Annotated in this window: 17 protein-coding genes; 6 read left to right on the forward strand and 11 right to left on the reverse strand. The window is 66.8% G+C overall.

The genetic code is table 11. The features are described from left to right. Positions 1–81 precede the first annotated feature (81 nt). From OIM94_RS04565 to OIM94_RS04595, 7 genes are all read right to left on the reverse strand, one after another. Complete coding sequence (locus OIM94_RS04565) at positions 82–1,548, reverse strand: flavin-containing monooxygenase (RefSeq protein ID WP_264608918.1); 1,467 nt, start codon at positions 1,546–1,548, stop codon at positions 82–84. Positions 1,549–1,599: 51 nt separating this feature from the next. Further along, a complete protein-coding gene (locus OIM94_RS04570) occupies positions 1,600–5,817 on the reverse strand; it encodes a translocation/assembly module TamB domain-containing protein (RefSeq protein ID WP_264608919.1) in 4,218 nt (1,405 codons plus the stop codon). Continuing rightward, positions 5,817–8,018, reverse strand: a complete 2,202-nt coding sequence (locus OIM94_RS04575) for a BamA/TamA family outer membrane protein (RefSeq protein ID WP_264608920.1) — start codon at positions 8,016–8,018, stop codon at positions 5,817–5,819. Before OIM94_RS04575 ends, OIM94_RS04570 begins: the two co-directional genes overlap by 1 nt. Positions 8,019–8,121: 103 nt before the next feature. Continuing rightward, positions 8,122–10,158 (reverse strand): malate synthase G, encoded by a 2,037-nt coding sequence (locus OIM94_RS04580; RefSeq protein WP_264608921.1) that lies wholly within the window; start codon positions 10,156–10,158, stop codon positions 8,122–8,124. Positions 10,159–10,235: 77 nt separating this feature from the next. Further along, positions 10,236–10,682, reverse strand: coding sequence for a MarR family winged helix-turn-helix transcriptional regulator (locus tag OIM94_RS04585; protein ID WP_264608922.1), 447 nt, complete (start codon positions 10,680–10,682; stop codon positions 10,236–10,238). Positions 10,683–10,886: 204 nt separating this feature from the next. Further along, positions 10,887–11,693, reverse strand: a complete 807-nt coding sequence (locus OIM94_RS04590) for a prepilin peptidase (RefSeq protein ID WP_264608923.1) — start codon at positions 11,691–11,693, stop codon at positions 10,887–10,889. After that, positions 11,680–11,940 carry a hypothetical protein gene (locus OIM94_RS04595; protein ID WP_264608924.1) on the reverse strand — a complete coding sequence of 87 codons (261 nt, stop codon included), beginning with the start codon at positions 11,938–11,940 and terminating at the stop codon, positions 11,680–11,682. The genes OIM94_RS04590 and OIM94_RS04595 overlap by 14 nt, the downstream gene beginning before the upstream one ends. Positions 11,941–12,030: 90 nt before the next feature. On the opposite strand from OIM94_RS04595, the gene OIM94_RS04600 reads away from it, so the two are divergent. After that, the gene (locus tag OIM94_RS04600) at positions 12,031–13,218 is read left to right on the forward strand and encodes an acetyl-CoA C-acyltransferase (RefSeq protein WP_264608925.1); all 1,188 of its coding nucleotides are present in this window, start codon (positions 12,031–12,033) and stop codon (positions 13,216–13,218) included. A 40-nt stretch (positions 13,219–13,258) separates the two neighbouring features. Here OIM94_RS04600 and OIM94_RS04605 read toward each other — a convergent pair whose 3' ends face one another. After that, positions 13,259–13,741: an SH3 domain-containing protein gene (locus OIM94_RS04605; RefSeq protein ID WP_264608926.1), complete on the reverse strand. Its 483-nt coding sequence runs from the start codon at positions 13,739–13,741 to the stop codon at positions 13,259–13,261. A gap of 74 nt (positions 13,742–13,815) precedes the next feature. Here OIM94_RS04605 and OIM94_RS04610 point away from each other — a divergent pair, with 74 nt between their 5' ends. Continuing rightward, the gene (locus tag OIM94_RS04610; protein WP_264608927.1) at positions 13,816–14,814 is read left to right on the forward strand and encodes a 2-hydroxyacid dehydrogenase; all 999 of its coding nucleotides are present in this window, start codon (positions 13,816–13,818) and stop codon (positions 14,812–14,814) included. A gap of 54 nt (positions 14,815–14,868) precedes the next feature. On the opposite strand, the gene OIM94_RS04615 is transcribed toward OIM94_RS04610, so the two are convergent. The 3 genes from OIM94_RS04615 to OIM94_RS04625 form a co-directional block, all read right to left on the reverse strand. Further along, a complete protein-coding gene (locus tag OIM94_RS04615; protein WP_264608928.1) occupies positions 14,869–16,272 on the reverse strand; it encodes an NAD(P)H-dependent flavin oxidoreductase in 1,404 nt (467 codons plus the stop codon). A 79-nt stretch (positions 16,273–16,351) separates the two neighbouring features. Next, positions 16,352–17,485, reverse strand: a complete 1,134-nt coding sequence (locus OIM94_RS04620) for a glycosyltransferase (protein WP_264608929.1) — start codon at positions 17,483–17,485, stop codon at positions 16,352–16,354. Positions 17,486–17,556: 71 nt separating this feature from the next. Further along, positions 17,557–18,423, reverse strand: coding sequence for an alpha/beta fold hydrolase (locus tag OIM94_RS04625; protein WP_264608930.1), 867 nt, complete (start codon positions 18,421–18,423; stop codon positions 17,557–17,559). Positions 18,424–18,441: 18 nt separating this feature from the next. Here OIM94_RS04625 and OIM94_RS04630 point away from each other — a divergent pair, with 18 nt between their 5' ends. From OIM94_RS04630 to OIM94_RS04645, 4 genes are all read left to right on the forward strand, one after another. Continuing rightward, a complete protein-coding gene (locus OIM94_RS04630) occupies positions 18,442–19,791 on the forward strand; it encodes a protein adenylyltransferase SelO family protein (protein ID WP_264608931.1) in 1,350 nt (449 codons plus the stop codon). 60 nt (positions 19,792–19,851) lie between these two features. Next, a complete protein-coding gene (gene astD, locus OIM94_RS04635; protein ID WP_264608932.1) occupies positions 19,852–21,267 on the forward strand; it encodes a succinylglutamate-semialdehyde dehydrogenase in 1,416 nt (471 codons plus the stop codon). Between the two features lie 84 nt (positions 21,268–21,351). Continuing rightward, positions 21,352–22,293, forward strand: a complete 942-nt coding sequence (locus OIM94_RS04640; RefSeq protein ID WP_264608933.1) for a PilZ domain-containing protein — start codon at positions 21,352–21,354, stop codon at positions 22,291–22,293. A 41-nt stretch (positions 22,294–22,334) separates the two neighbouring features. Then, a complete protein-coding gene (locus OIM94_RS04645; RefSeq protein WP_264608934.1) occupies positions 22,335–23,516 on the forward strand; it encodes a molybdopterin molybdotransferase MoeA in 1,182 nt (393 codons plus the stop codon). The last annotated feature ends 9 nt before the right edge of the window (positions 23,517–23,525 follow it).

Genomic DNA, 23,525 nt, shown 5'->3' on the forward strand with positions numbered 1-23,525 from the left:
TCCCATCGGCTCGATATTCCGTCGTTCGCGAACGTCCGCAACTGGGGCGTTAACCGACAGGGTCTTCCCTTCAACATTAACCTACGCCGCCGCCCGCTTCACCGGTTCTGGACTCGAGAACACCATCTCGTCGTCGATCCCGCCGAACTTCAGCGCCATCAGGTCACGGGCATAGCTCTGGTGCACCCGCCAGGGCTTGCGATTGCCCTGGCGCGGCAGCTTGGCGAGCGCGCGCTGGACATAGCCCGAGGTGAAATCGAGGAACGGCTGCGCTTCCACACCGGTGCTCGGCTGCGGCGTTACCTGTCGCATGCCGCGCCTGGCCATAGCGTTGAGCAGGCGCGTGACGTATCGGGCGGTCAGGTCTGCCTTCAGCGTCCAGCTGGCATTGGTGTAGCCGAACGCCATCGCGAAATTGGGCACGCCCGAGAACATCATGCCCTTGTAGGTCAGCCGATCGGACCAATCGACGGCGTGCCCGTCTACGGTAACCGGCACGCCACCCATCAGTTGCACCTCCAGCCCGGTTGCGGCGACGACGAGATCGGCGGCCAACTCGCGCCCCGATTGCAGGCGCAGGCCTTGCGGGGTGAAACGATCGATGTGGTCGGTGACTACCTCGGCCCGGCCGCCGCGGATCGCGGAGAACAGATCGGCATCGGGCACGAGGCACAGACGCTGGTCCCAAGGGTTGTAACTGGGCGTGAAGTGGGTGCCCACGTCATAGTCCGGACCCAGCTCACAGCGCACCATTTCGACCAGCCGTTCCTTGGTCTCGGCAGGGTGCTTGCGCGCGAAACGGTAGAAATACTGGCCGAGCAGCACGTTCTTCCACCGCGTGATGCTGTAGGCACGCTTTGCCGGCAAATAGCGCCGCAGCCAGTTGGCGATACCGTCCTGCGAAGGACGCGCGACGATATAGGTAGGCGACCGCTGCAGCATGGTCACGTGTGCGGCCTGCTTGGCGAGCTCGGGCACAAGCGTCACCGCAGTCGCGCCGCTGCCGATCACGATGACGCGCTTGCCGGCATAATCGATGTCCGGCGTCCAGAATTGGGGGTGGACGATACGGCCCTCGAACGCCTCGCGTCCGGCGAAGTCCGGCAGGTGGCCGCGGGCATAATCATAATAACCCGCGCAGAGAAACAGGAAGCTGCAGCTGAACTGGCGCGTGCGGCCGTCCGTCTCCACCGATACCGTCCACAGCGCTTCATCGCTCGACCAGGCGGCGGCGGTTACCCGGTGGCGATAGCGGATGTGACGATCGATGCCGAATTCACGCGCGGTATCCTCCAGATAGCGCAGGATCGCGCCGCCGTCCGCAATCGCCTTGGCATCGGTCCAGGGACGGAAGGAGAAACCCAGCGTGTGCATGTCCGAGTCCGACCGGATGCCGGGATAGCGGAACAGGTCCCACGTGCCCCCCATGCGATCGCGGCCTTCCAGAATCGCATAGGTGCGGCCCGGGCAATTGGTCTGCAGGTGATAGCCTGCGCCAATGCCCGATAATCCCGCGCCAACGACGAGAACGTCGAAATGTTCGCGCATGTTCTGCCTCTCCTGGAGGCATGGTTGCACGACTATTGCCGGTGCGCCACCTCAATAATCCCGCGAGTAGCGCAGCGTCGCACCCGACCCGCCGAACGAACTCGTCTGCGACAACACGCTCAGGGCGCGGGACAGTGACACCTCTAGCTGCGTCGCGGTGAAGCCGCGCGCATCGGTGATGATCTCGATATAGATGTTGTTGGTGATGTACTTACCCGCGGCCAGCGAGGTGCCGCGGCCAGTCGTGTCGTCGGCGCCCAGCACGCGAAGGCGATCGATGCCGGTGGCCGACTTCAACTGACCCAGCGGGTTGAGCCCGCCCCCGGTCGCCCGCAGGGAGTTGAGTGCCGCGGCCAGCTGGATCGCCTCGGTAGCCGAAAGATTGGTGACGTTGGTGCCGAAGAATAGCCGAGACAACACCTCGTCCTGCGGAAGCGCCGGGTTCGAGGTGAAGGCGATCGACGGCTTTTGCGCGGTGCCGGTGATGTTCAAGATCGCCGTCACGCCCTCCGCCGTGGTGTTGGCCGAGATGTCGATCGTCGGATTGGTCAGTTCGGCTCCTTGGAAGCTGATCACGCCCTTGGTCAGTTCGAACCGGCGGCTGGCGAAGCTGTAGGTGCCACGCACCACCTCCATCGTGCCACGGATCTGCGGATCCAGCGTGGTGCCGCCGATCGTGATGTTCGCCTGCCATTCGGACTCGAGGCCCATGCCGCTGACCATCAGGCGATTGTCCGCCCGGACGCGGATGGCGAGATCGAAATTGCCAAAGGCGCGCGCGGGTTTCTTCGCCTGGGCCTGCTGGTTGGGATCAACATCCCCCTTGCGGCGCACCCCGGTCAGTTCGGGGATTTCCGCGGCACCCTGGCGGATGATCTGATAGTTCGCCTCGGGGATGTTGATCTGTCCCTCGATCTTCTGGACTTCGGCGTTCTTGGTGACGGTCAGCGTTCCACTTGCCGTTGCACCCAGCGCCTCGCTGCGCGCCAGGCGCGCATCGTCCAGCTTGACGGTGATGGCCATCGGGAAGCCCTCGGCGGAAGAAAGACCGACGCGACCGCTGGCAGTGACGCTGCCATTGCCCGCGCGCGCACTCAACTGGTTGAGCACGAAGGCGTCGTTGGAGAACTGACCGTCGATCTTGAGGTTGGTCAGCCGCGTGCCGGTGGCTTCATTGTCGTAGGTAAGATTGTCCGCACGCACCACGCCGTTGAGCAACGGCCGGTCGACCCGGCCGGTAAAGTCCGCAGCCATGCCGATCGCGCCGGTGAGCTGCTGGTTGGGCAGCCCGGCGAAGGCGAAGGGCAGCGCCGCCGGGCCATTGTAGCGGATACCGCCAGAAAGCGGCGCGGCCATCAGGCGCTCGGTCCAGCTGCCAGCACCCGGCCCCAGAGGACTCAGGGTGGTGACAATGCGTCCGATCGTAGTGTTGCCCCGGCGGATCAGCGCACGGAGGTCGCCGCCGTCGGGCAGCAGCTTGCCCACCATGCTAATGTGTACCGGCGTCGATACGCGAACCAGACTAGAGCGCGTGAGGTCGTCGACCTCGAGCCGCGCATCGGCACTGGGGAACGCCTCGGGCGAGACCTGCGCGAAATCGACACTTCCGGTCGCCGTGCCGCCGATGCCGAGATCGGGCACGAAGGCATTGACGATCGCGAGGTCCAGCTTGTCCAGGCGCGCCTGAACCACGGTGCCGTCGCCATAGCGCCCGGCGACGCGAACGCTGCCCTGATCGAAATTGATTTGCGTGGGCAGCAGGCGATAGACGCCCTTCTCGATCGCGATCTGTGCGGGCGCCGTCGTGTGGAACTTCACACCGCTGGCCTGCCCCTGCAGTGCCGCGGTCCACAGCGCCGGGGTCATGCGGCCATTCAGTGCCACGTCGAACGCAACACCGGACGATCCGCTCGCCACCGCTTGCACGGTCCCGTTGCCGCCGCGATAGTCGATCTTTGCCCGGGCGGTGCGCAGGAGGAACTCGCCGCGCTTGAGGTTCGCGATCTGAACGTCCGCCACCAATTGCGGCTGCTCGGCGAGCACGATGCTGGCGGTGGCGATCGCGCGACCGATTGTCAGCTCCGAAACACCGGGGATGGCGGCATTGTCCGCCGTCGCGCGGACATCGGCGCGCTGGAACTTGCCCTCCGCGCCCAGTGTCGCGACGCCGTCCACGCCCGAGCCGCGGAAGGTAAGCTGACCAGCGAACGGGCCCGAGGGCGTCGCCTGAAGCTGGCCCGCAATATCCATACCCGCGAATTTGGCCGCGTTGACCTGGATCGCCAGCGCCCGGCCGGTACGGACCAGCACGTCGGCATTGAACGGTCCGTAGTTGCTCTCGCCGGTCGCGGTGACGGCATAGGCATCACCCCGGCCGATCACCTTGGCCTCGACCTTAGCAAGGCCGACGCCAAGCCCCGGCTTCTCCGCACGCAGCAGCAATTGCGGCGCGTTGAGCGTACCGGTGACCCGCGCGCTCAGCGGCCCGTACTGGTCGGAAACCGCGTCGGCGGTTAGGCGGATCGGACCGGCGGGATCATAGGTCCCCTGCCCACGCAACACGCGGAATTGCGGCGCGCGAAGGCGCACGTCCGCGATGCCGATCACGCCCTTGGGGTCGAGGTTGAGGCGGGCCGACGCGACGGTGTTGCCGCCCAGGAAATTGCGAACGCCCTCATTGAACAGCTTGCGGCTGCGACCTGCCACCTTGCCCCGGATACCCCAACCGCCGCCGGGTGCCGTGTAGAGCTCCGCATCGGTGTTCAGATCGACCACGCCGACGCCGGCAATGGTATAGTCGTTGATCCGCCCCTTCAGCGCGCCGGTGTACCGGCCCTTCGCCATGTCGGCGGCAACGATCGCGGTGGCATCGATCTTGTCCGATTTCAGCCGAAGATTGTCGGAGAGGATACGGCTGCCGGAGATCGCGAGGTCGCCGTCCACCGTCACGTTGGTGACGAGGCCGCCAGCAGCCGCGTTCAGCCCGGACACACGCGCGGCCCTGGCACGCACGGGCACCAGGATGCGATCCGCATCGACGCGCGCTCGGCCCTCGGCATATAGTTTTTCGACCACCGTCTCGCCGAAGCCGATCGCGCCGGCGGACAGCTTGTAATCCACCATCGGCGTCGCGAAGGCGCCTTCGAGGGCCAGCGAGGCCCGGACAGATCTGCCGACAAGCTTGGGCGCGATGGTGCCGGGTTTCAGCAGCAGCGCATCGACATGCACGCCGTGGAACTGGTTGTTGCCAAGGTCGACCAGCCCCTGGGCTTGTGCCGACAGCGCATCGGACTTGATCTTGACGATGCCGTCTGCCTTGCGATCGGCCCACCGGAAATCGGTGTCGAGCCGCAAGCCGGGAGCGGTCAGCCGCTCCACCGGGCCGGTCATGTACAGGCCCGGATAGGTCATGCCGCGAACCTGGAAGCGGCCGTTGTCCGCCGTCACGCCTAGGTCGGCAAGGGTACGGCCCCCGAGCGTCGCGAGCCCCTTGCCCTGCCAGTGTTTCCAGTCGCCGGCACCCTGAACGCTGCCCATGAGCGGCGCCTGCAGCTTGGCAAGCCCTGCCACGAGCCCGCCCTTGGGAGCCTCGAGGCGCAGGTCGATGTCCAGCCGGTTGGCGGCTGGCACTGCATCCAGCTTTAGCGCCAGCCGATCGCCGCCGGCGACGCCGCGCGCGGCGATCGTCCCGGCATTGGCGAAGATCTGCGCACGGCCGTCCGCGAGGTGCGCTGAGCCGCTCAGCCGTGCGATATGGCGCTGGCCATCGACGGTCGGCGCGATGTCGATCCGCGCGACGTTCAGCCGCGCGATGTCGATGTTGAGGTCGGGAAGCAGGGGGGCGTTGGGGTCCCCGGATGGCTTGAGCGCTGGCAGGCGCGCGAGCCGTATCTCCGGGCTTTCCAGATTGCGAATGTCGATGCGGTTCTTGAGATAGGCGAGCGGCCGCCAGTCGAGCTTGATCTCCTGTGCGGTGGCGAACACGCCTTGGGTGTCGCTCACGCGCACGTCTCGCAAGATCATGCCGCCATAGATCGAACCGTCGATCCGACCGATGCGAAAGCCGAGCCCGGATTCCAGCTTCAGCTTGCCCAGCTGATCCGCGATCAGGCGGCGGCCCGGCTGCGTGTCCAGTCCAAGCACGGCGAGCCCCGCGAGTGCCGCCATCGACACTAGCCCCAGCGCCACCCATTGCACGATCTTCAGCCACAGCGGGCGGCCGGATCGCACCACGGTGACGGTTTCGGTCTCAGGCATGTCGTTCACCATCAGAATGCCTGTCCGATCGAGATGTAGAGCGCGATTTTGGATTCGTTCTTCTTGCGCGCGATCGGCGTCGCCACATCGATGCGCAGCGGTCCGAAATTAGTGTAGAGACGTCCGCCGATACCCGCACCGAAGCGCAGATTGCGACCCGTCGGCGTCACGCCTTCATAGACCTGGCCCGCATCAAGGAACGGCACGATGCCGTAATTGCCAAAGCGGTAGCGCGCTTCGATGCCGAACTCGTTGAACGCGCGCCCGCCTACCGGTTTGTCGTCGGGCGAGCGGGGACCGAGCTCTTGATAGCCGAAGCCGCGAACCGACCCGCCGCCGCCGCCATAATAGCGTCGGGAGGGCGGCAGGTCGTCGCGCGAGACCCCGTTGATCGAGCCGACCCGCGCGCGACCGGCGATCACGATGTTGCTGGTCACCGGATAATAGCCATCCACTTCCAGCATCATCCGGGCATAGGGCCGCGCCTGGCCTCGCACCGACGTCTCGGCGCTGAGGTTGCCCTTAATGCGATAGCCGCGCGTCGGGTTCAGCAGATCGTCGGAAGTGTCATAGCCGAGGAAGGTGGGGATGGCGGCGATCAGCCATGTGCCGCGATCGCGCTTGCCGGCGTTGTAATTGTATCGATCCTCGTTCGAGCCCACGAGTTCCGCGCCGTAATAATAGGTCCAGCGCTTCTGCCAGATCGGCGTCGAATCGCGCGAGATGCGGACGGACAGCGTCGAGGTGAACGCTTCAAACGCGTCGTAATCGGTGTGGTTGAGCCCGGCAGTGACGAGGAAGGTACGATCCCGCTGGCCGGCATTGGAACGTCGGAACGTCGTGGTCAGCGCCTGTTCCTGGGTGCCCAGGATGCCGCTGACGGTCAGCGCGCCTTCCGGCGGGAACAAGTTGCGATGCGCCCAGCTTGCCTGCAGCTTGATGCCCTGCCCGGTGCTGTACCCCAGTTCACCGGCGAGCGTACGCGGCTTGCCTGCCACCTGACGGACCAGAAGGTCGACCTGCTCCGTCCCGTCCGGACCCGCCTTGCCCGTCCGCTGCGGCTCCACCGACACCGTCGAGAACAGACCGGTCGCGATCAGCGCCTGGCGGAGATCGTCGACCTTGCGGCTGTCGTAGATCGCGCCTTCGCGGTAGCGCCGGAAGATGTTGATATGCTCGGGCTCGAATACCTGCCGGCGGCCGGTGGTGACGATCTGCCCGAAGCTGGCGCGCGGGCCCAGCGTCACCGGCAAGGTATAGTCGCCGGTGTGGGTGGCGCCGTCGAGCACGATGTCGCGTTGGCCGAGTTCGATGAAGGGATAGCCCTGCTGCGGCATCCGCAGCGAGACGTTGGCCTCGGCCGCGAGCACACGGTCGGCCTGGATGGGATCGCCGGGGTTCAGGTTCAGCTCACGGTCGAGCAAGCCCGGCGGAACGGTCGGGTCGCTTTCGATACGGATGGTGCCGAGACGATAGAGCTTGCCGGGAGAGGCCGTGATAATGGCCTTCACCGCACCCGAGTTCGGCGGATCCTGGCTGATCGAAGAGGCTGCGGTCGCGTCATAATAGCCTAGCGACTTCATCAGCCGCAGCGCGAGCTTTTCGTCCTCGCGCGCGCGGGCCGAGACCATGGCGGCGTTGGCGGCCTTACCCTTGCCATGCTGAAGTGCGGACAGCTGCCGGAACTGCCCATCCAGCCGCAGCGTGTCGAGCCCGTCGACTTCCGTGGTGTAGCGGATCGCGGGGGCCTTCTCGCTATCGTCCGGGGTGTCGCCGACCGGCTCTACCTTAAAATCGGCAAGCGGCGGCAGCGGCGCCGTCAATTCGGGCGCTTCCGGACCGGCCGGCGCAAAACCCTGTTCCTGCGGCGACGCGGCTGTCGGCACCACAGGTGAAGGCGTCGAAATGCCCGGCGACTTGGCCTGGACTGCGGGCTGCGCGGGCGCCGTCTTCATGTCGAAGGCGCCAAGCGGCTCGAGCGGCGCATTGATGTCGTCGCTCAGCTTGGGAAGCGCATCTTCGAACGTCTTATCGGGCACGATCGGCGCTGCCTGCTGCGCATCTTGAGCCGACACCGAGGAACCTGCTGGCGGGGTCGATTGCGGCGCCCCCTGGCCCGGCTTCGGATCGTTCAACTGGGCATGGGCAATTGCGGGCACGAAGCTCGCCCCCGCCAGTGCGGCGACCCAAACAACCCGAACCCCTTTAATCACGCGCCTCCTCCGGGAGCCGCATTCGATTCCGGCCCGCCCGCTTCCGTAACGGTCCGTTGCCGATTTTGCTCCCCTGATGCGTCGCTCCAAGCAATCCGTACGATCAAACGCAAGCAACAAGCGCCTTTGCACGGGTCCGATAGCGATGCAGCAGCGGTTCTGTATAGCCGTTGGGCTGATCGACACCGTCGAAGATCAGCGCGCGCGCCGCCTGAAAGGCGAGGCTTTCCTGCTCCCGCCCCGCCATCGGCCGGTATAGCGGATCGTCGGCATTCTGTGCATCGACCTTCGCCGCCATGCGCCGCAGCGCCGCCTCCACCTGCGCGGGCGTTGCGACACCGTGCAACAGCCAGTTGGCGATGTGCTGCGACGAGATGCGCAGCGTCGCGCGGTCTTCCATCAGGCCGACATCGTGAATGTCGGGCACCTTCGAACATCCCACCCCTTGGTCCACCCACCGCACGACATAACCGAGAATGCCCTGGGCATTGTTATCCAGTTCCCGCTCGATCTCGTCCGCACGCCAGTTGCGCCCACCGGCGAGCGGCAGCGTCAAGAGGTCGGCAAGCGGCGGGATCCCGTCCGGCAGCGCGCGCTGGCAGGCGGCAACGTCGACCTGGTGATAATGGGTTGCATGCAACGTCGCCGCGGTCGGGCTGGGCACCCAGGCGGTGGTCGCGCCGCTTTTCGGATGGGCAATCTTCTGGATGAGCATGTCCGCCATGCGATCGGGTGCCGCCCACATGCCCTTGCCGATCTGCGCGCGCCCCGCCAGCCCGCAATCGAGGCCGATCCGCACGTTGCGCGCTTCATAGGCGGTGATCCAGCGCGCGGCCTTCATCTCGCCCTTGGGCACCATGGCGCCGGCGCGCATACCGGTATGGATCTCGTCACCAGTGCGATCGAGGAAGCCCGTGTTGATGAAGAACAGGCGGTCCTTCAGCGCGTGGATACAGGCGGCTAGATTGGCCGAGGTGCGCCGCTCCTCGTCCATCAGGCCGATCTTGATCGTGTTCGGCGCGAGGCCCAGCATTGCCTCAACCGCGCCGTAAAGGCGGTCCGTGAAGGCGCATTCCTCAGGCCCGTGCATCTTGGGTTTCACGACATAGATCGCGCCTGCCCGGCTGTTGCGGAAACGGCCGAGGCCCCGTACGTCGTGCAAACCGATGGTCGCGGTGACGATCGCGTCCAGAATGCCCTCGGGCGCCTCGCTACCGTCGGGCAGCAGCACCGCGGGCGTCGCCATCAGATGGCCTACATTGCGCACCAGCAGCAGCGCGCGGCCGGGCAGCGTCACCCCGTCCGCAACCACGCGGTCCGGCGACAGCGTGCGGGTCAGGCTGACCCCGTTCTTCTCGAACGTCTCGGCGAGGTCGCCGCGCATCAGCCCCAGCCAATTGGCATAGCCGAGCAGCTTGTCTTCGGCATCGACTGCCGCGACCGAGTCCTCAAGGTCGATGATCGCGGTCAGCGCCGATTCGAGCAGCACGTCGGCAACATGCTCGGGATCGTTCTGGCCGATGGGATGGCCGGGATCGCGCACGAGCGCGACGTGCAGACCATTGGAAGCGCGATAGGTGTCCGTCTGCCGCGCGCCCTGGGTCACGCTGCCGAGCAGCGTCGCGCCCGGCAGCACGCCTGCCAGAAAGTCGCGCGCCCATGCGATCACCTGCGCGCCGCGCGCCGCATCGTAGCCGCCGGGCTGCGGCGCACCCGGTATCGCATCGGTGCCGTACAGTGCATCGTACAGGCTGCCCCAGCGGGCATTGGCCGCGTTGAGCACGAAGCGCGCGTTGAGCGCAGGCACCACCAGCTGGGGCCCCGCCAGCGTTGAAATCTCCGGGTCGACACCGGTCGTGCCGATGGTGAAGGGCGCGGGTTCGGGAACGAGATAGCCGATGGCGCGCAGAAACGCCTCGTCGGCCTCGGCACCGGACGCAAGCTGCGTATCGATCGCTGCCTGAAGTGCGTCCCGCTTCTCCAGCAGCGTCCGGTTTTCGGGGGCGAAGCGCGCGAACACGTCTGCGGCGCCCGCCCAGAACGGCGCCGGCGCCATCGCAAGCGGCGGCAGCACCGCCTCCTCCACGAATCGCGCCAGCGTCGTTGCAACCTTCAGTCCGGCGCGGTCCACATGCGTCATTACGGAGTCCTCCTTGCGGTTCTTCGCTACACGCCTGGGGAGGGCCCGCCCTGCTTACGCGAGGGGATGTACGCCGATCAACCCCCGTCGAACGCCGTAGCCGCCGCCTCGATCCGCGCCAGCATGGCGGAGAGCAGCGCCTTTTCCTCCTCCGAAAAACGCTCGAACAGGCGACGCTCCAGCTCAAGGGCTTTGGGAGCCACCTGCTCGTACAGCTGCCAACCCGCCGGTGTCAGCGCCACCAAATGCGAGCGCTGATCAGTCGGATTCGCGGCGCGCGCGACGAGGCCTCGCTCGACCAAGCCGATTGCGGCACGACTCACCGTCACCTTGTCCATCCGGGTACGGCCGCACAGCGCCTGCTGGCTCATCGCCCCACCCTCGGCCAGCACCGCCACGAGTCGCCATTCGGGAATGCGCAACCCGAAAAGGTTCCGGTAGGCGCTGGCAACAGCATCTGAAACCGCATTGGAGGCGATCGACATGCGGTATGGGAGAAAATCATTCAATTTCAACGCGGTCATCCACCCTCCTCAGTGTCGATTAACCATTTTGAACGTGACAACGCTGGCAGGTTGCAAAATTTGCAATGATACCGGTAACAGTTCGCACTTGCAGCAATAGCCCCCGCGGTGCAGAAAGATCGGGCCTTTCAGGCATCCTCTCCTAAGACTTTCAAAGGCCGCCCTTCCGGGCGGCCTTTTTTTTGGCCCTAGGCGCGCGCGCGATCAATGGGTTGCCATGCCCGTGACGACGAGGACCTGCGGCGGCGACGGTGGCGGCTCGAGCTGCTGGCCGATCCACACCGCCCATGCCCCCGCCGCAAGCATGATGCCGAACGGCAACCGATCGGTTGCGCGTACCTGCCGCCCGGCACTCCGCATTCCCAGCACCGCCGCGAGCCCGATCAGGCTTGCGGCCAGCAATACCATTGCGAGGGCCGGCCATCCCAGCCAGCACCCGATCGCGCCGAACAGCTTGGGGTCGCCACCGCCCAGCCCCTGCCGACCGCGCAGCCGCTGATATCCCCATGCGACCATCCACAGCACCGCAAACCCGAGGACGCCGCCCGCCACCCGTTCGATCAGTCCGGGCGTCAGCCCGAGCGTACCTGCAAGCAACCCCGTACCCGCCAGAGCCAGATTGAGGCTGTTGGGCAACCAGAATGCGGCAAGGTCCAGCGCCGCCAATGCCAGCAGCAGCCAACCGAACACCGCGCCGGCCACGCCGTCCAGCCCCGGCGCAATCAGGCCGGCGACGAGGCCTATCGCCAGGCCGACAAGCTCCGTCAGCCAATGGCTCGGCGGAATCATCGCATGGCAGTGTCGGCAACGGCCACGCTGAAACAGGAAGCTGAGCACCGGCACGAGCTCTGCGGCGCGTAATGGCGCCTCGCAGGAGTCACAGGCAGACCGCCCCCGCGCCACACTGCGCCCCTCGGGCCAGCGAATCGCAAGCGTGGCGATGAAACTGCCGAACACTGCGCCGAGCACGGCGAGCAGGATCGGCCAGCCCCAGAGTTCAATCGACGTCACGCGGCAGCCGCTTGCGGATCAGATAGCGGTACACGCCGAACAGATTGATCGCGAACAGCACGAGATTCTGGCTCCACAGCGGGGCGTCGCCGGTAATCAACGCGCCGCTGATCCAGCAGATGCTGGACCCCACGAACAGCACGAACCCCCAGCCGGTTAGCCGTCGCCCCAGATCGAGCGAAACCAGAAAGGCCGCGATCGTCCCGCTGATCGCGGCGGCCCATTTGAGGATGTCGACAAGGTCCACGCACGGTCCCCTTCCTGCGGGAGCGCGATGGCTTTTGCAAACCGCACCCGCGCACCCTAGATCGCCGGCAAACACTCGAGAGGAGCCTTTATGTCCGCCGATCCCATCGTGATCCTGTCTTATGCCCGCACGCCGATGGGTAGCTTCCAGGGCAGCCTCGCAGATGCCTCTGCCACCGACCTGGGTGCGACGGCGGTCGGCGCCGCCGTCGAGCGCGCCGGCCTCAAGGGCGACGCGCTCGAGCGGATCTACATGGGCTGCGTGCTTCCCGCCGGGCTCGGCCAGGCCCCCGCCCGCCAGGCGGCGCTCAAGGCCGGGCTGCCCCAGCATATCGAGGCGACGACGATCAACAAGATGTGCGGATCGGGCATGCAGGCGACGATCATGGCCGCCGAGGCGCTTGCTGCGGGCTCGGCCGAGCTGCTGATCGCCGGCGGCATGGAGAGCATGACGAACGCGCCCTATCTCTCGATGCGCCACCGCAGCGGCGCCAGGATCGGGCACGACGCGCTCAAGGACCACATGTTCCTCGACGGGCTGGAAGACGCCTATGAGCCCGGTCGCCTTATGGGCAGCTTCGCCGAGGAAACCGCCAAGGAGTATCAGTTCACCCGCGAGGCGCAGGACGCATTCGCGATCGCCAGCCTGGAGCGCGCCAAGGCTGCCCAGACCGGCGGCGCATTCGATCGCGAGATCGTTCCCGTCGAGTTGCAGGGCCGCAAGGGCGTAATCACCGTTTCGCTCGACGAACAGCCGACCAAGGCCGATCCGGCCAAGATCCCGACACTGAAGCCCGCCTTCGCCAAGGACGGCACGATCACTGCCGCCAATGCGTCGTCGATTTCGGACGGTGCAGCCGCGCTTGTCCTCGCTCGCGCCTCCGCCGCGGAGAAGCTCGGCCTGACGCCGATCGCACGGATCGTCAGCCACGCGGCGCACGCCCATGCCCCTGCCCGCTTCACCACCGCGCCGGTGTTCGCGATGCGCAAGGCGCTGGAAAAGGCGGGTTGGGAGACCGGCGACGTCGACCTGTTCGAAGTGAACGAGGCGTTCGCGTGCGTCACGATGATCGCGATGCAGGAACTGGGCCTCAGCCACGAGGCGGTGAACATCCACGGCGGGGCTTGCGCGCTCGGCCACCCCATCGGCGCGAGCGGTGCGCGCGTGCTCGCCACGCTGTTGTCGGCGCTGGAGCGCAACGGCCAGAAGCGCGGGCTTGCCTCGCTATGCATCGGCGGCGGCGAAGCGACCGCCGTCGCGGTGGAACTGATGGATTGAAGCACATCATAGCCCCTCCCCGTCAGGGGAGGGCGTGGAATCACCGCACCGTCTCTCCGGGATCGGTTCCCCAGATCCGCGCCTGCTCGACATATCCTGCACGGCCGCCGACATCGAACCAGCACCAGCCGCCGCTGCACCCGCTGATCTTGCCGACGACCCCCGGGGCGGCGCGCCAGCTGATGTGCGAATCGCCGGCCGGCGTACTGTGCAATTCGGCCACGCCGCCCGCCACGATGGCGGTTCGCTTGTCGTCGAGCAGATTGGCCTGCATCCAGCCCTCTGCTCCGTCCGGGTCCCGGACCTTCACCCAGGCGCCATAGCTGGCAATCACCTTCAACGGCAGACCCCGCCGCTGGTAGAACCAGTTTGTCGGATAATTGCGCCCCGGTCCGGTCCGCATCCGGGCCTTGCTGGCCTTGAGCGACGCATAATAAGGCGGTTTGCGCTCCGCATGGGCGGGGGCGGCCAGCGCGACGAGCGCCAGGGCCGAAACGATGATCGTGAAACGCCGCTGCTGCATGGCCGCACCTATCGTCCAGCCGGCGCCACGCTTCAACCGTTGACTGTATCCGCGCCACCCGCCAAGCCGTTACCATGGCCGATCCCAAGCGACCGTCCCGCCCCCGGGTGATCGTCACCCGCGCGCTGCCGAACGCCAGCGAGGCGCGGATGGCGGAGCTGTTCGAGTCCGTCCCCAATCCTGACGATGCGCCAATGGGCGCCCCCGCGCTTGCGGCTGCCATGGCCGATGCGGACGTGCTCGTCCCTACCGTCACCGATCGAATTACCGCCGAACTGCTCGCCGCAGCACCGGACCGCCTGCGGCTGATCGCCAACTATGGCGCGGGTGTCGGCCATATCGACCTGAAGGCGGCGCGTGCCCGCGGCATCGTCGTTACCAACACGCCGGGCGTGCTGACCGACGACACCGCCGACATGGCGATGGCGTTGATCCTCGCCGTTCCGCGCCGCCTGGTGGAGGGCGACAAGCTGGTTCGTTCGGGCGACTGGCGCGGCTGGAGCCCGACCAGCATGCGCGGCCACCGGATCGGCGGACGCAAGCTCGGCATCCTCGGCATGGGGCGGATCGGCCAGGCGGTGGCGCAGCGTGCGCGCGCCTTCGGTCTGCAGATCCATTATCATGGCCGGCACCGGGTGCACGAGGTGCTCGAGCACCAGCTAGGCGCCACCTATCACGAGGATCTCGATGCGATGCTGGCGGCCGTCGACATCCTGTCGATCCATACACCGCACACCGCGACCACCGGCGGGCTGATCGATGCGCGTCGGCTCGAGCTGCTGGGACCGGACAGCTGGCTGATCAACACTGCGCGGGGCGAGATCGTCGATCCCGAGGCGCTGGTGGCGGCGCTGCAGGAACGACGCATCGCGGGCGCCGGACTCGATGTCTATGTCGACGAGCCGAAGGTCGACCCGCGGCTATTGGCACTGGAGAATGTCGTGCTGCTGCCGCATCTCGGTTCGGCGACGTTCGAGGCGCGCGAGGCGATGGGGATGAAGGTCATCGCCAATATCCGCAGCTGGGCCGATGGGCACAGGCCGCCGGATCAGGTGTTCGAGGGGTGGCTTTAACATCCATCTAAGCCCCTCCCCTTGAAGGGAGGGGCTTATAAAAACGTCGTCCGATCAATCCCCGGTCAGGATTCGGTCCACCAGCTGCTTCACCGTCGGCACGAACCCGTTCGAATAGAAGGGATCACGCTTGAAGTTGTACGCGGCGTGGCCGGCGAACATCAGGTTCTGGTCGGTATCGCCGCCATGGGCGATATCCTGCAGCGTCTTCTGGATGCAGAAGCTGCGGGGATCGGCCAAGCGGCCGGTCGAGTTGGTCTCGGTGTCCGCCCAGGACGAGAACTGACACTGGCTGAGACAGCCCATGCAGTCGGCCTGGTCCTTGCGGATGATCTGCTGGTCTTCGCTGGTCACGAACACCAGCGTGTTGTCCGGCGTCTTGAGCGCGCTGGTGAAGCCGAGGCCATACCATTCGCGCGCGCGCAGCAGGTCGTTGCGCGTCACCCAGAAGTTCTTGCCCTTCACACCCACGTCGAGCTGGAAGGTATGATCGCCCGCCGCCTCGGTGGAGTAGGGAATTTGGCGCTCGCTGCGCGCCTCCAAGTGGCGCAGGAACGGGTTGCGCACCGCGCTGGAATAGAAGCCGGTCGGCGAGAAGCGGTGCAGCAGCACATCGCCTTCCTCGATCTCCATCAGCTTGGCCTTCCAGCCTTCAGGGATCGGGCTTTCCTTAGTGAGCAGCGGGCGGGTGCCGAACTGGAAGGCGATTGCTCCCAGCTCGGGATTATCGATCCAGTCGTTCCAGTCGCGAAGATACCAGACGCCGCCGGCCATCACGATCGGCACGCTGTCCGGCAGGCCGCCTTCGCGCATCACGTCGCGTAGCGCCTTGACGCGCGGATACGGATCCTGCGGCGCGCGCGGATCTTCGGCGTTGGACAGGCCGTTATGCCCGCCGGCCAGCCAGGGATCCTCATAGACGACGGCCGCCAGCCATTCCTGCGCCTTCGAATAGGCACGCTTCCACAGCGCGCGGAAGGCGCGGCCGGAACTGACGATCGGCAGGTAGCTCACTTCGTGATGCGCTGCGATCTCGCTAAGCTTGTAGGGCATGCCCGCGCCGCAGGTGACGCCCGCCACCATGCCCTTGGTCCGCTCCAGCACGCCCTGGAGCACGCGCTGCGCGCCGCCCATTTCCCAGAGCACGTTGATGTTGATCGCGCCCTTGCCGCCGGCGATCTCGAAGGCCTTCTTCACTTGCTGGACAGCACCTTCGATCGCGTACTGGATCAGCTCTTCATGGCGCTCGCGGCGCGTTAGGGCACGGTAGATCTGCGGGATGATCTTGCCATCCGCGTCATAGCTGTCGGCGTTGACCGCGCTGACCGTGCCGATGCCGCCGGCGGCCGCCCAGGCCCCCGCGCTCGCATGATTGGTCGCTGCGACGCCCTTCCCGCCCTCGACCAGCGGCCAGACTTCGCGGCCGTTGTACTGGATGGGCGAAAGACCCTTGAACACATTGCCTCCACAAAAATTGCCGCGAGACGCTAGCCGGAACGGCCGCAACAAGCGAGTAACAAATCATTCCGAACCGGTCTCAGCCCAGCACGCCCGGCCGGCCCATCGCCTGGGCATAGAGCCGCGCATAGGCCGCGACCATCTCGGCCTCGTCATACAACGCAGCGACGCGCAGGCGGTTCGCCTCGCCTATCCGCTTGCGCTCATCGGGATATTGCGCGAGCAGATCGAGCCGGTCCCGCAACGACACTTCGGTACGGTCCGACGAGAGATACCGCCGATTGGGCTCGGATACCATTGCCGCAATATCCCCTACCTCCGGGGATACCACCGGAAGCCCGGCCGCCATCGCTTCCAGGACGGAAACGGGCGCCTGTTCGCTCTTCGACGAAAGCGCGAACAGGTCAAACAGGCCCAGATAGCGGTGCGGATTGGCGATGAAGCCGGGGAGAAACACCTGGTCCTCCACCGCCATCGCCTCCGCCTGGTCGAGGATCGCCTGGCGCTCGGGCCCCTCGCCCAGGATTACCAGCTTGAACCGGGACGACATGCCGGCGACGGCACGAACCAGCATCGGCAGGTCCTTGACCGGCCGCAGCCCGGCGAGACAGCCGATGAACACCTCGCCCTTGCGGCGCTTCTCGAGCATCGGCAGCAGCGACGGGTCGAGCTGCCCGGTATAACGCGCGGTGGCCACGCCATTGGCGATCCTTACCAGCCGTTCGGTCGGCTGCTTCCAGAACTTGGTCGCGACCTGCTCCAGCTTTTCGGAGGGCACGACCAGTGCGTTGGCAGCGGGTAGCGCCATACGGCGATACATGTTGCGGACCGTGCTCAGCTTCTCGGCCTCGTCGGCGTTGAACCCGTCCTCATGGTGGATGATCGGCGGCAGACCCTTGCCGAACACCCGCGCCGCCATCACCCCGTCGATCGCGCCCCAGTTATAGGTGAGCACCAAATCGAACCGCCGCATGAACCGCGCGATCTGCTCGTACCGCTTGACCGAAGGCTTGCCGGTAAGCGGCGGCGGATCAAGCGCGATCTCGTACTTGATGCCGCGGTCGATCGCCTCGCGGGCGCCGAGTTGGTCGGGCATCGCCGAGACGATGGTGTGCCGCGCGCGGTCCCCGAACGCGTTCATCAGCTGCACCGCCCGCGCTTCCTTGCCGCCGAGCGCGAAGGTGGAATGAAGATGGAGGATGTGGATCGACATGGGGGCCGGGGTGTAGCGGGGGTTTGCGGCGGCGTCATCGGAGAATGATCGTCCCCGGCGCCGGAGGAGGATTATCCTATCTTCGCCAGCAGCCGCTTGATGCCCTCCACCGCGTCGGGCTCGTCCAGCGTCGGGGCGTGGCCAACGTCCGGGACCGTCACCAGCTCTGCGCCCGGTACCCGCGCGGCCATCTTCTCGGCCGTTTCCGCGCGCAGGATGTCCGATCGCTCGCCGCGTACCACCAACAGCGGGCGGCCGTTGAGCGCATCGATCGTCGGCCACATGTCCGGTCCGGCCTCGTTGCCCGGCACGCGGAACGGCTCGGCGATCTTCATGTCGTAATCGAGCACGATGCGCCCCTGGCTGTTCACCCGGTGGAGCCGCTTGGCCATCGCCAGCCAGTCCTCGATCGCATAGGCGGGATAGACGTCTGCATTCGCCTCGGCAACGCCGCGCGCCGCATGCATCCAGGTGGGATACCAGACCTGCTTGCCGACATAGGTGCGGATCCGCGTCAGCCCCGCCGGGTTCAGCTCCGGCCCCACGTCGTTCAGCACCGCGCCCGCAAGCTTCCCGCCATCCGTCGCCGCAAGCAGCATCGTCACGATGCCGCCGAGCGACGTGCCCACCGCGACGAACTTCTCGATCTTCAGTTCGGCGAGCAGCGCCTCGACATCCTGCAGATAGGTGAGCGGCACATAGGTCATCGGGTCCTTGGCGTAGGCGCTCTCGCCCCGCCCGCGGAACTCGACGCACAGCACCCGCCATTCGCCCGCAAAGCGGACGGCGAGATCGGCGAAATCGCGTGCGTTCCGGGTCAGGCCGGGAAAGCAGATCAACGGCGGCCGGTCGGCACGCCCCGGATAGTCGCGGTAATGCAGCCGCAGGCCGTCTTTCGACCACCAAACGCCATCGGAGTAGTTGCGCCGAGCATCCATCGCGCCCCATATCGCCGCATGGCCTTCGCTCCGCAACAGGCGATCCTCGCGCTCGGGGATGGCTTCTACGATCCGGTAACCCCGGCGACTTTCCCCCAGACCATCCTGCGCTATCGCAACGATCGAGCCGCGGCGAGCATAGGACTGGACGGATTGAGCAACGCCGAGTGGCTGGCCCATTTCGGCCGCTTCCAGCCGCTGCCCGGCAGCCTGCCCCAGCCATTGGCGCTACGCTATCACGGCCACCAGTTCCGTGTGTACAACCCCGAGATCGGCGATGGCCGCGGCTTCCTGTTCGCGCAAATGACCGACGATGCCGGCCGACTGATGGACCTCGGCACCAAGGGATCGGGGCAGACGCCGTACAGCCGCTTCGGCGACGGCCGGCTGACGCTGAAGGGAGGCGTCCGCGAGATCCTGGCGACCGAGATGCTGGAGGCGCTGGGCGTCGAGACCAGCCGAACCTTCTCGCTGATCGAAACCGGCGAATCGCTCCACCGCGGTGACGAGCCCTCGCCCACCCGGTCGTCGGTGCTGGTACGGCTCAACCACGGCCATATCCGCATCGGCGTCTTCCAGCGGCTCGCCTATTTCCAGGACGAGGAAGGGCTACGCACGCTCACCGCCTATGTGCTGCGCCACTATTTCGGGGAAGCGGACGGACCGGACGCGCCGCAGCGCCTGCTCGCCCATGTCGTCCAGCGCACTGCACGGCTTGCGGGGCAGTTCATGGCGGCCGGCTTCGTGCACGGGGTGCTCAACAGCGACAACATCAATGTGACCGGCGAGAGCTTCGATTACGGCCCCTGGCGCTTCACGCCCAGCTGGGCGCCGCATTTTATCGCCGCCTATTTCGACCATGCGGGGCTCTACGCCTTCGGCCGCCAGCCAGAGGCCATTTACTGGGACGTGATGCAACTCGCCATCTCGCTGCGCCTGATCGCCGAGGAAGCGCCGCTGATCGAGGCGCTCGACGGCTTCGCTCCCGCCTATCAGCGCGAGGAAGCCCGGGCGTTGCTGTGGAGGCTCGGCGTCCAGCCCCGCGATGCCGCGAACGATCGCACGCTTACCGAGGCGCTGGAGACGGCGCTCCACCAGTCCGGCGCACCGCTTGACCTGTTCTACTTCCAGGCATTTGGCGGGCAGGTCCCCGATGGTTTTGGCAGTGCGTTCGACGGGGTTCGAAGCCAGTTGGCCGGATATCGCCCGCGCAAGCCTCGGGATCACCCCTACTGGCGGGGTGCCCCATGCGGCATGCATATCGACGAGGTCGAATCGCTCTGGTCCGCCATTGCCGATCGCGACGACTGGGCGCCGCTCACCGCCAAGATCGCGGCCATTCGCGCGATGGGCGAGGCTCTGGCCTAGCGCCGCGAAATCGGGCAAGAGCGGGCGCAACGGGGCAACGAACCAACAAAAAGAAGGCCCATGCCGGAACAGGAACTCCTTTCGACCGAGCCCGCAACGGGCGCCGTGCTTTGGCGTCATGCGATCGGGGATGCCGATGCCGAAGTCGCGATCGCACGGGCCAGTTGGGCGCAGTGGGCCGCGCGGCCGCTCGCGGTCCGGATCGAGGCGCTCCGCCGCTTCGCCAATGTGGTGCGGCAGAAGGCAGACGCCTTCACCGACCTGATCGCCCGCGAGACCGGCAAGCCGCTGTGGGAAGCGCGTACCGAGGTCGAGACGGTGATCGCCAAGGTCGACATCTCGGTCACCAGCTATTCGGAGCGCACCGGCCAGCGCCGCATCGAGGCCCCGATGAACACGCGCCTCGCGCTGCGGCACAAGCCGCACGGCGTGCTTGCGGTGCTGGGGCCGTACAACTTCCCCGCCCACCTGCCCAACGGTCATATCGTCCCCGCGCTGCTCGCCGGCAATGCGGTGGTGTTCAAGCCCTCGGAGAAGACGCCGGCCAGCGGCGCCTTTCTCGTCGACTGCTTCCACGCCGCGGGCATCCCGGAGGGCTGTGTGCGCCTGCTGATCGGCGGCCCAGATCAGGGCAAGGCGCTGGCCAGCCATCCGGACATCGATGGCCTGCTCTTCACCGGCTCGGCGAACACCGGCATCGCGCTGAACCGCCAGTTCGCCGCACGCCCCGAAAAGATCCTCGCGCTCGAGATGGGTGGCAACAATCCCATCGTGGTTTGGAACACGCCCGACATCTATTCCGCAGCAGTGCTGGTGGTGCAATCCGCCTTCACCAGCGCCGGCCAGCGCTGCACCGCCGCGCGCCGGCTGATCGTCGACCAGAAGCTGTTCGATCCCCTCATGGAGGAGTTGAACAAGCTGATCAGCCGCCTGATCATCGGCGAACCGCATGCCGATCCCCAGCCCTTCATGGGCCCGGTGATCGACAACAACACCGCCGACATGCTTACCGAGAGCTTCCTCACGCTCTCCACCATGGGGGGGCGTCCGCTGCGCCACATGGAGCGGCCGATCGAGAACCGTCCCTTCCTCACCCCCGGCGTGGTCGACATGACCGAGGCGCGCGAGAAGGTGGACGTCGAGCTGTTCGGGCCGGTCTTGCAGGTGTTCCGCAAGACCAGCTTCGAAGACGCGATCGCCGAGGCTAACGACACCCGCTACGGCCTGTCCGCCAGCCTGGTGAGCCAGGATCCCAAACTCTACGATCAGTTCTGGGCGAATATCCGCGCGGGTATCGTCAACTGGAACAAGCCGACCAACGGCGCCTCCTCGGCAGCGCCGTTCGGCGGTGTCGGCTGGTCGGGCAACCACCGGCCCAGCGCCTATTACGCCGCCGACTATTGCGCCTATCCGGTGGTTTCCTCGGAATCCGAACAGGCACGGGCTGCCATGGGCGTGGGGCTGCGCGACGCCTGATCCCTAATCGTTGCGCAACCCTTTCGCTTAACCGGCACTTCAGCTGCGGGCCGCATTGTCCCCGTCTACGGACGGGATAACAACATGAACCCTGGGCGCGCGTCCGCGACCATTTTCAGTCTGACGCACGATCTGCCCGCTCCCCGTCCGCCGGACGCAGGGGGTGCGGACGGGCTCGATGCCGCGCTCCTTTCGACAGGCGACGGGACGCGCGATTGCGGCATCCGCTGGATCGGCCGCGCGGGCGCGCGCCTACACGTCACGGGCGAGCTTGCCGAACAGGTGCCCGCGCAGCTGCAGGTCCCCGGCGGCGAGCCGCTGATCGGCCGGACACTGTGGTTTGACGGAATCGAAGCGGGCCTCGCTTTCGATGCCCCCGTCGACGTGCTCGGCCTGGTCGCGCGCAACCTAGCACGCGCCAGCGCCGAACGCCGTCGGCTGCCGCGAATCGAGCTGCGGCAGACCATCGGCATCCACCGCGGCAGCGATGTCGAGCACGTCCGTACCCGCGACATCTCGCAAGGCGGCATCGGCGTGGACGCGCGTACGCTCGTGGCGGGCGAAGCCGTGCAACTTACCTTCGACGGCCTTCGTCCGCTGGATGGCATCGTTCGCTGGGTTGCGGGCGAGGCGGCAGGCATTGCCTTTGCCGACGAATTGGGATGGCAGATCCTCTTCCCTTGGCTGCGCGGTATTCAGCAGAGCCCCATGCCGGCGCACGGCGCCACCGAACCCGACGCGCTGCTGCAGGACAAGCTGGCGCTGCGGCTCGATCTGCCGGGCCGGGTTCGCGAAGGCGCGCGGTGGTGGAACTGCCGGATCCACGCCCTCACCGCGCACCAGGTGGAATTCGAGGCGCGACAGAGCTTCGCACCCGGCGCCGGGCTGTGGGTCGCGCTCCCCGAGATCGGGGGCGGCCCGGTGCGCGTCCTGGCAGAGCGGCACGGGCGCACGCTGGGCGCGTTCCGCATGCCCCTGCGCGAGGCGGATCTACGCATGCTGACCGCCAGCCGCCGGACCGGCTGAACCCGCTTGCTTCGGCGCGCGGGTGAGGCCAAGCGCAATCCATGGCGCTGCTTCCTATTGCCGAGGCGCAGGCGCGATTGCTCGCGCTTGCCGGCCGCACACCCGTAGACCGGGTCCCGCTGACACAGGCCATCGGCCGCTGGGCGGCCGAGCCTGTGGTCGCCCGCCGCACCCAGCCCGAGAGCGACCTCTCGGCGATGGACGGCTATGCGATCCGCTTCGCCGACCTGCCCGGACCCTGGCGGGTGATCGGCGAGAGTGCCGCGGGCAAGGCCTTTGTCGGTGCGGCTGCAACCGGCGAAGCCGTGCGCATCTTCACCGGCGCGCCGTTGCCCGCGGATACGGATACCGTCCTCGTCCAGGAAGAAGCTTTGCGAGACGGCGAGGCGCTGCACCTCACCGGTGAAGGCCCTGCCCATCGCGGCCGCAATACCCGCAAGCGCGGCCTCGATTTTGCCGAGGGCGACGTTCTCATCGCTGCAGGCGAGCGGCTCACGCCGGCGCGGATCGCGCTGGCCGCCGTCGCCGGGCATGCCGAGCTCTGGGTGCATCGCAGGGTGCGCGTCGCGATCGCCGCCACCGGAGACGAGCTCGTGCCACCGGGCGCGCCGATCGGCCCGTCGCAACTGCCCGAATCCAATCGCATCCTGCTGGCCGCCCAGCTTGCTGATCTGCCGGTCGACCTTGTCGACCTCGGCATCCTGCCGGACGATCTCGATGCGCTTACGGCGGCGTTCGCGGCGGTTGAGGCGGACCTGCTGATCACCAGCGGAGGTGCCTCGGTCGGCGACCATGATCTCGTGCGCCCCGCCCTGGAGGCGGCCGGTGCCACGATCGACTTCTGGCGCATCGCGCTGCGGCCCGGCAAGCCGATGATGGCCGGGCGGCGCGGCGACATGGTGGTGCTGGGCCTGCCCGGCAATCCGGTCTCCGTGTTCGTCACTGCCATACTGTTCGCCAAGCCGATGATCGCACACTTGGCAGGCGCCGCCGCCCCCTTCCCCGTGCCGCATCTCGTGTTGCTGGGAGAGGACCTTCCGGCCAACGGCGCCCGGACCGACTATATACGCGCGGTCCTGGTCGACGGCCGCGCCCACCCTGCCGCGATCCAGGACAGCTCGATGCTCCGCACGCTGGCGCGCAGCACCTGTCTGATCGTCCGCGAGCCACACGCGGCCGCTGCAGATGCATTCGAATTGGTGGAAATCCTCGACATCGCTTGACAGCCTGCG

Origin of the sequence: Sphingomonas sp. R1 (assembly GCF_025960285.1) — a bacterium.
GTDB lineage: Bacteria > Pseudomonadota > Alphaproteobacteria > Sphingomonadales > Sphingomonadaceae > Sphingomonas.

Coding starts and splice junctions, on each gene's coding strand:
- astD (WP_264608932.1), top strand. CDS start 19,852: ATGCCGGAACAGGAACTCCTTTCGACCGAGCCCGCAACGGGCGCCGTG.
- OIM94_RS04620 (WP_264608929.1), bottom strand. CDS start 17,485: ATGTCGATCCACATCCTCCATCTTCATTCCACCTTCGCGCTCGGCGGC.
- OIM94_RS04630 (WP_264608931.1), top strand. CDS start 18,442: ATGGCCTTCGCTCCGCAACAGGCGATCCTCGCGCTCGGGGATGGCTTC.
- OIM94_RS04570 (WP_264608919.1), bottom strand. CDS start 5,817: ATGGTGAACGACATGCCTGAGACCGAAACCGTCACCGTGGTGCGATCC.
- OIM94_RS04580 (WP_264608921.1), bottom strand. CDS start 10,158: ATGACGCATGTGGACCGCGCCGGACTGAAGGTTGCAACGACGCTGGCG.
- OIM94_RS04585 (WP_264608922.1), bottom strand. CDS start 10,682: ATGACCGCGTTGAAATTGAATGATTTTCTCCCATACCGCATGTCGATC.
- OIM94_RS04640 (WP_264608933.1), top strand. CDS start 21,352: ATGAACCCTGGGCGCGCGTCCGCGACCATTTTCAGTCTGACGCACGAT.
- OIM94_RS04610 (WP_264608927.1), top strand. CDS start 13,816: ATGGCCGATCCCAAGCGACCGTCCCGCCCCCGGGTGATCGTCACCCGC.
- OIM94_RS04645 (WP_264608934.1), top strand. CDS start 22,335: ATGGCGCTGCTTCCTATTGCCGAGGCGCAGGCGCGATTGCTCGCGCTT.
- OIM94_RS04605 (WP_264608926.1), bottom strand. CDS start 13,741: ATGCAGCAGCGGCGTTTCACGATCATCGTTTCGGCCCTGGCGCTCGTC.
- OIM94_RS04625 (WP_264608930.1), bottom strand. CDS start 18,423: ATGGATGCTCGGCGCAACTACTCCGATGGCGTTTGGTGGTCGAAAGAC.
- OIM94_RS04600 (WP_264608925.1), top strand. CDS start 12,031: ATGTCCGCCGATCCCATCGTGATCCTGTCTTATGCCCGCACGCCGATG.
- OIM94_RS04565 (WP_264608918.1), bottom strand. CDS start 1,548: ATGCGCGAACATTTCGACGTTCTCGTCGTTGGCGCGGGATTATCGGGC.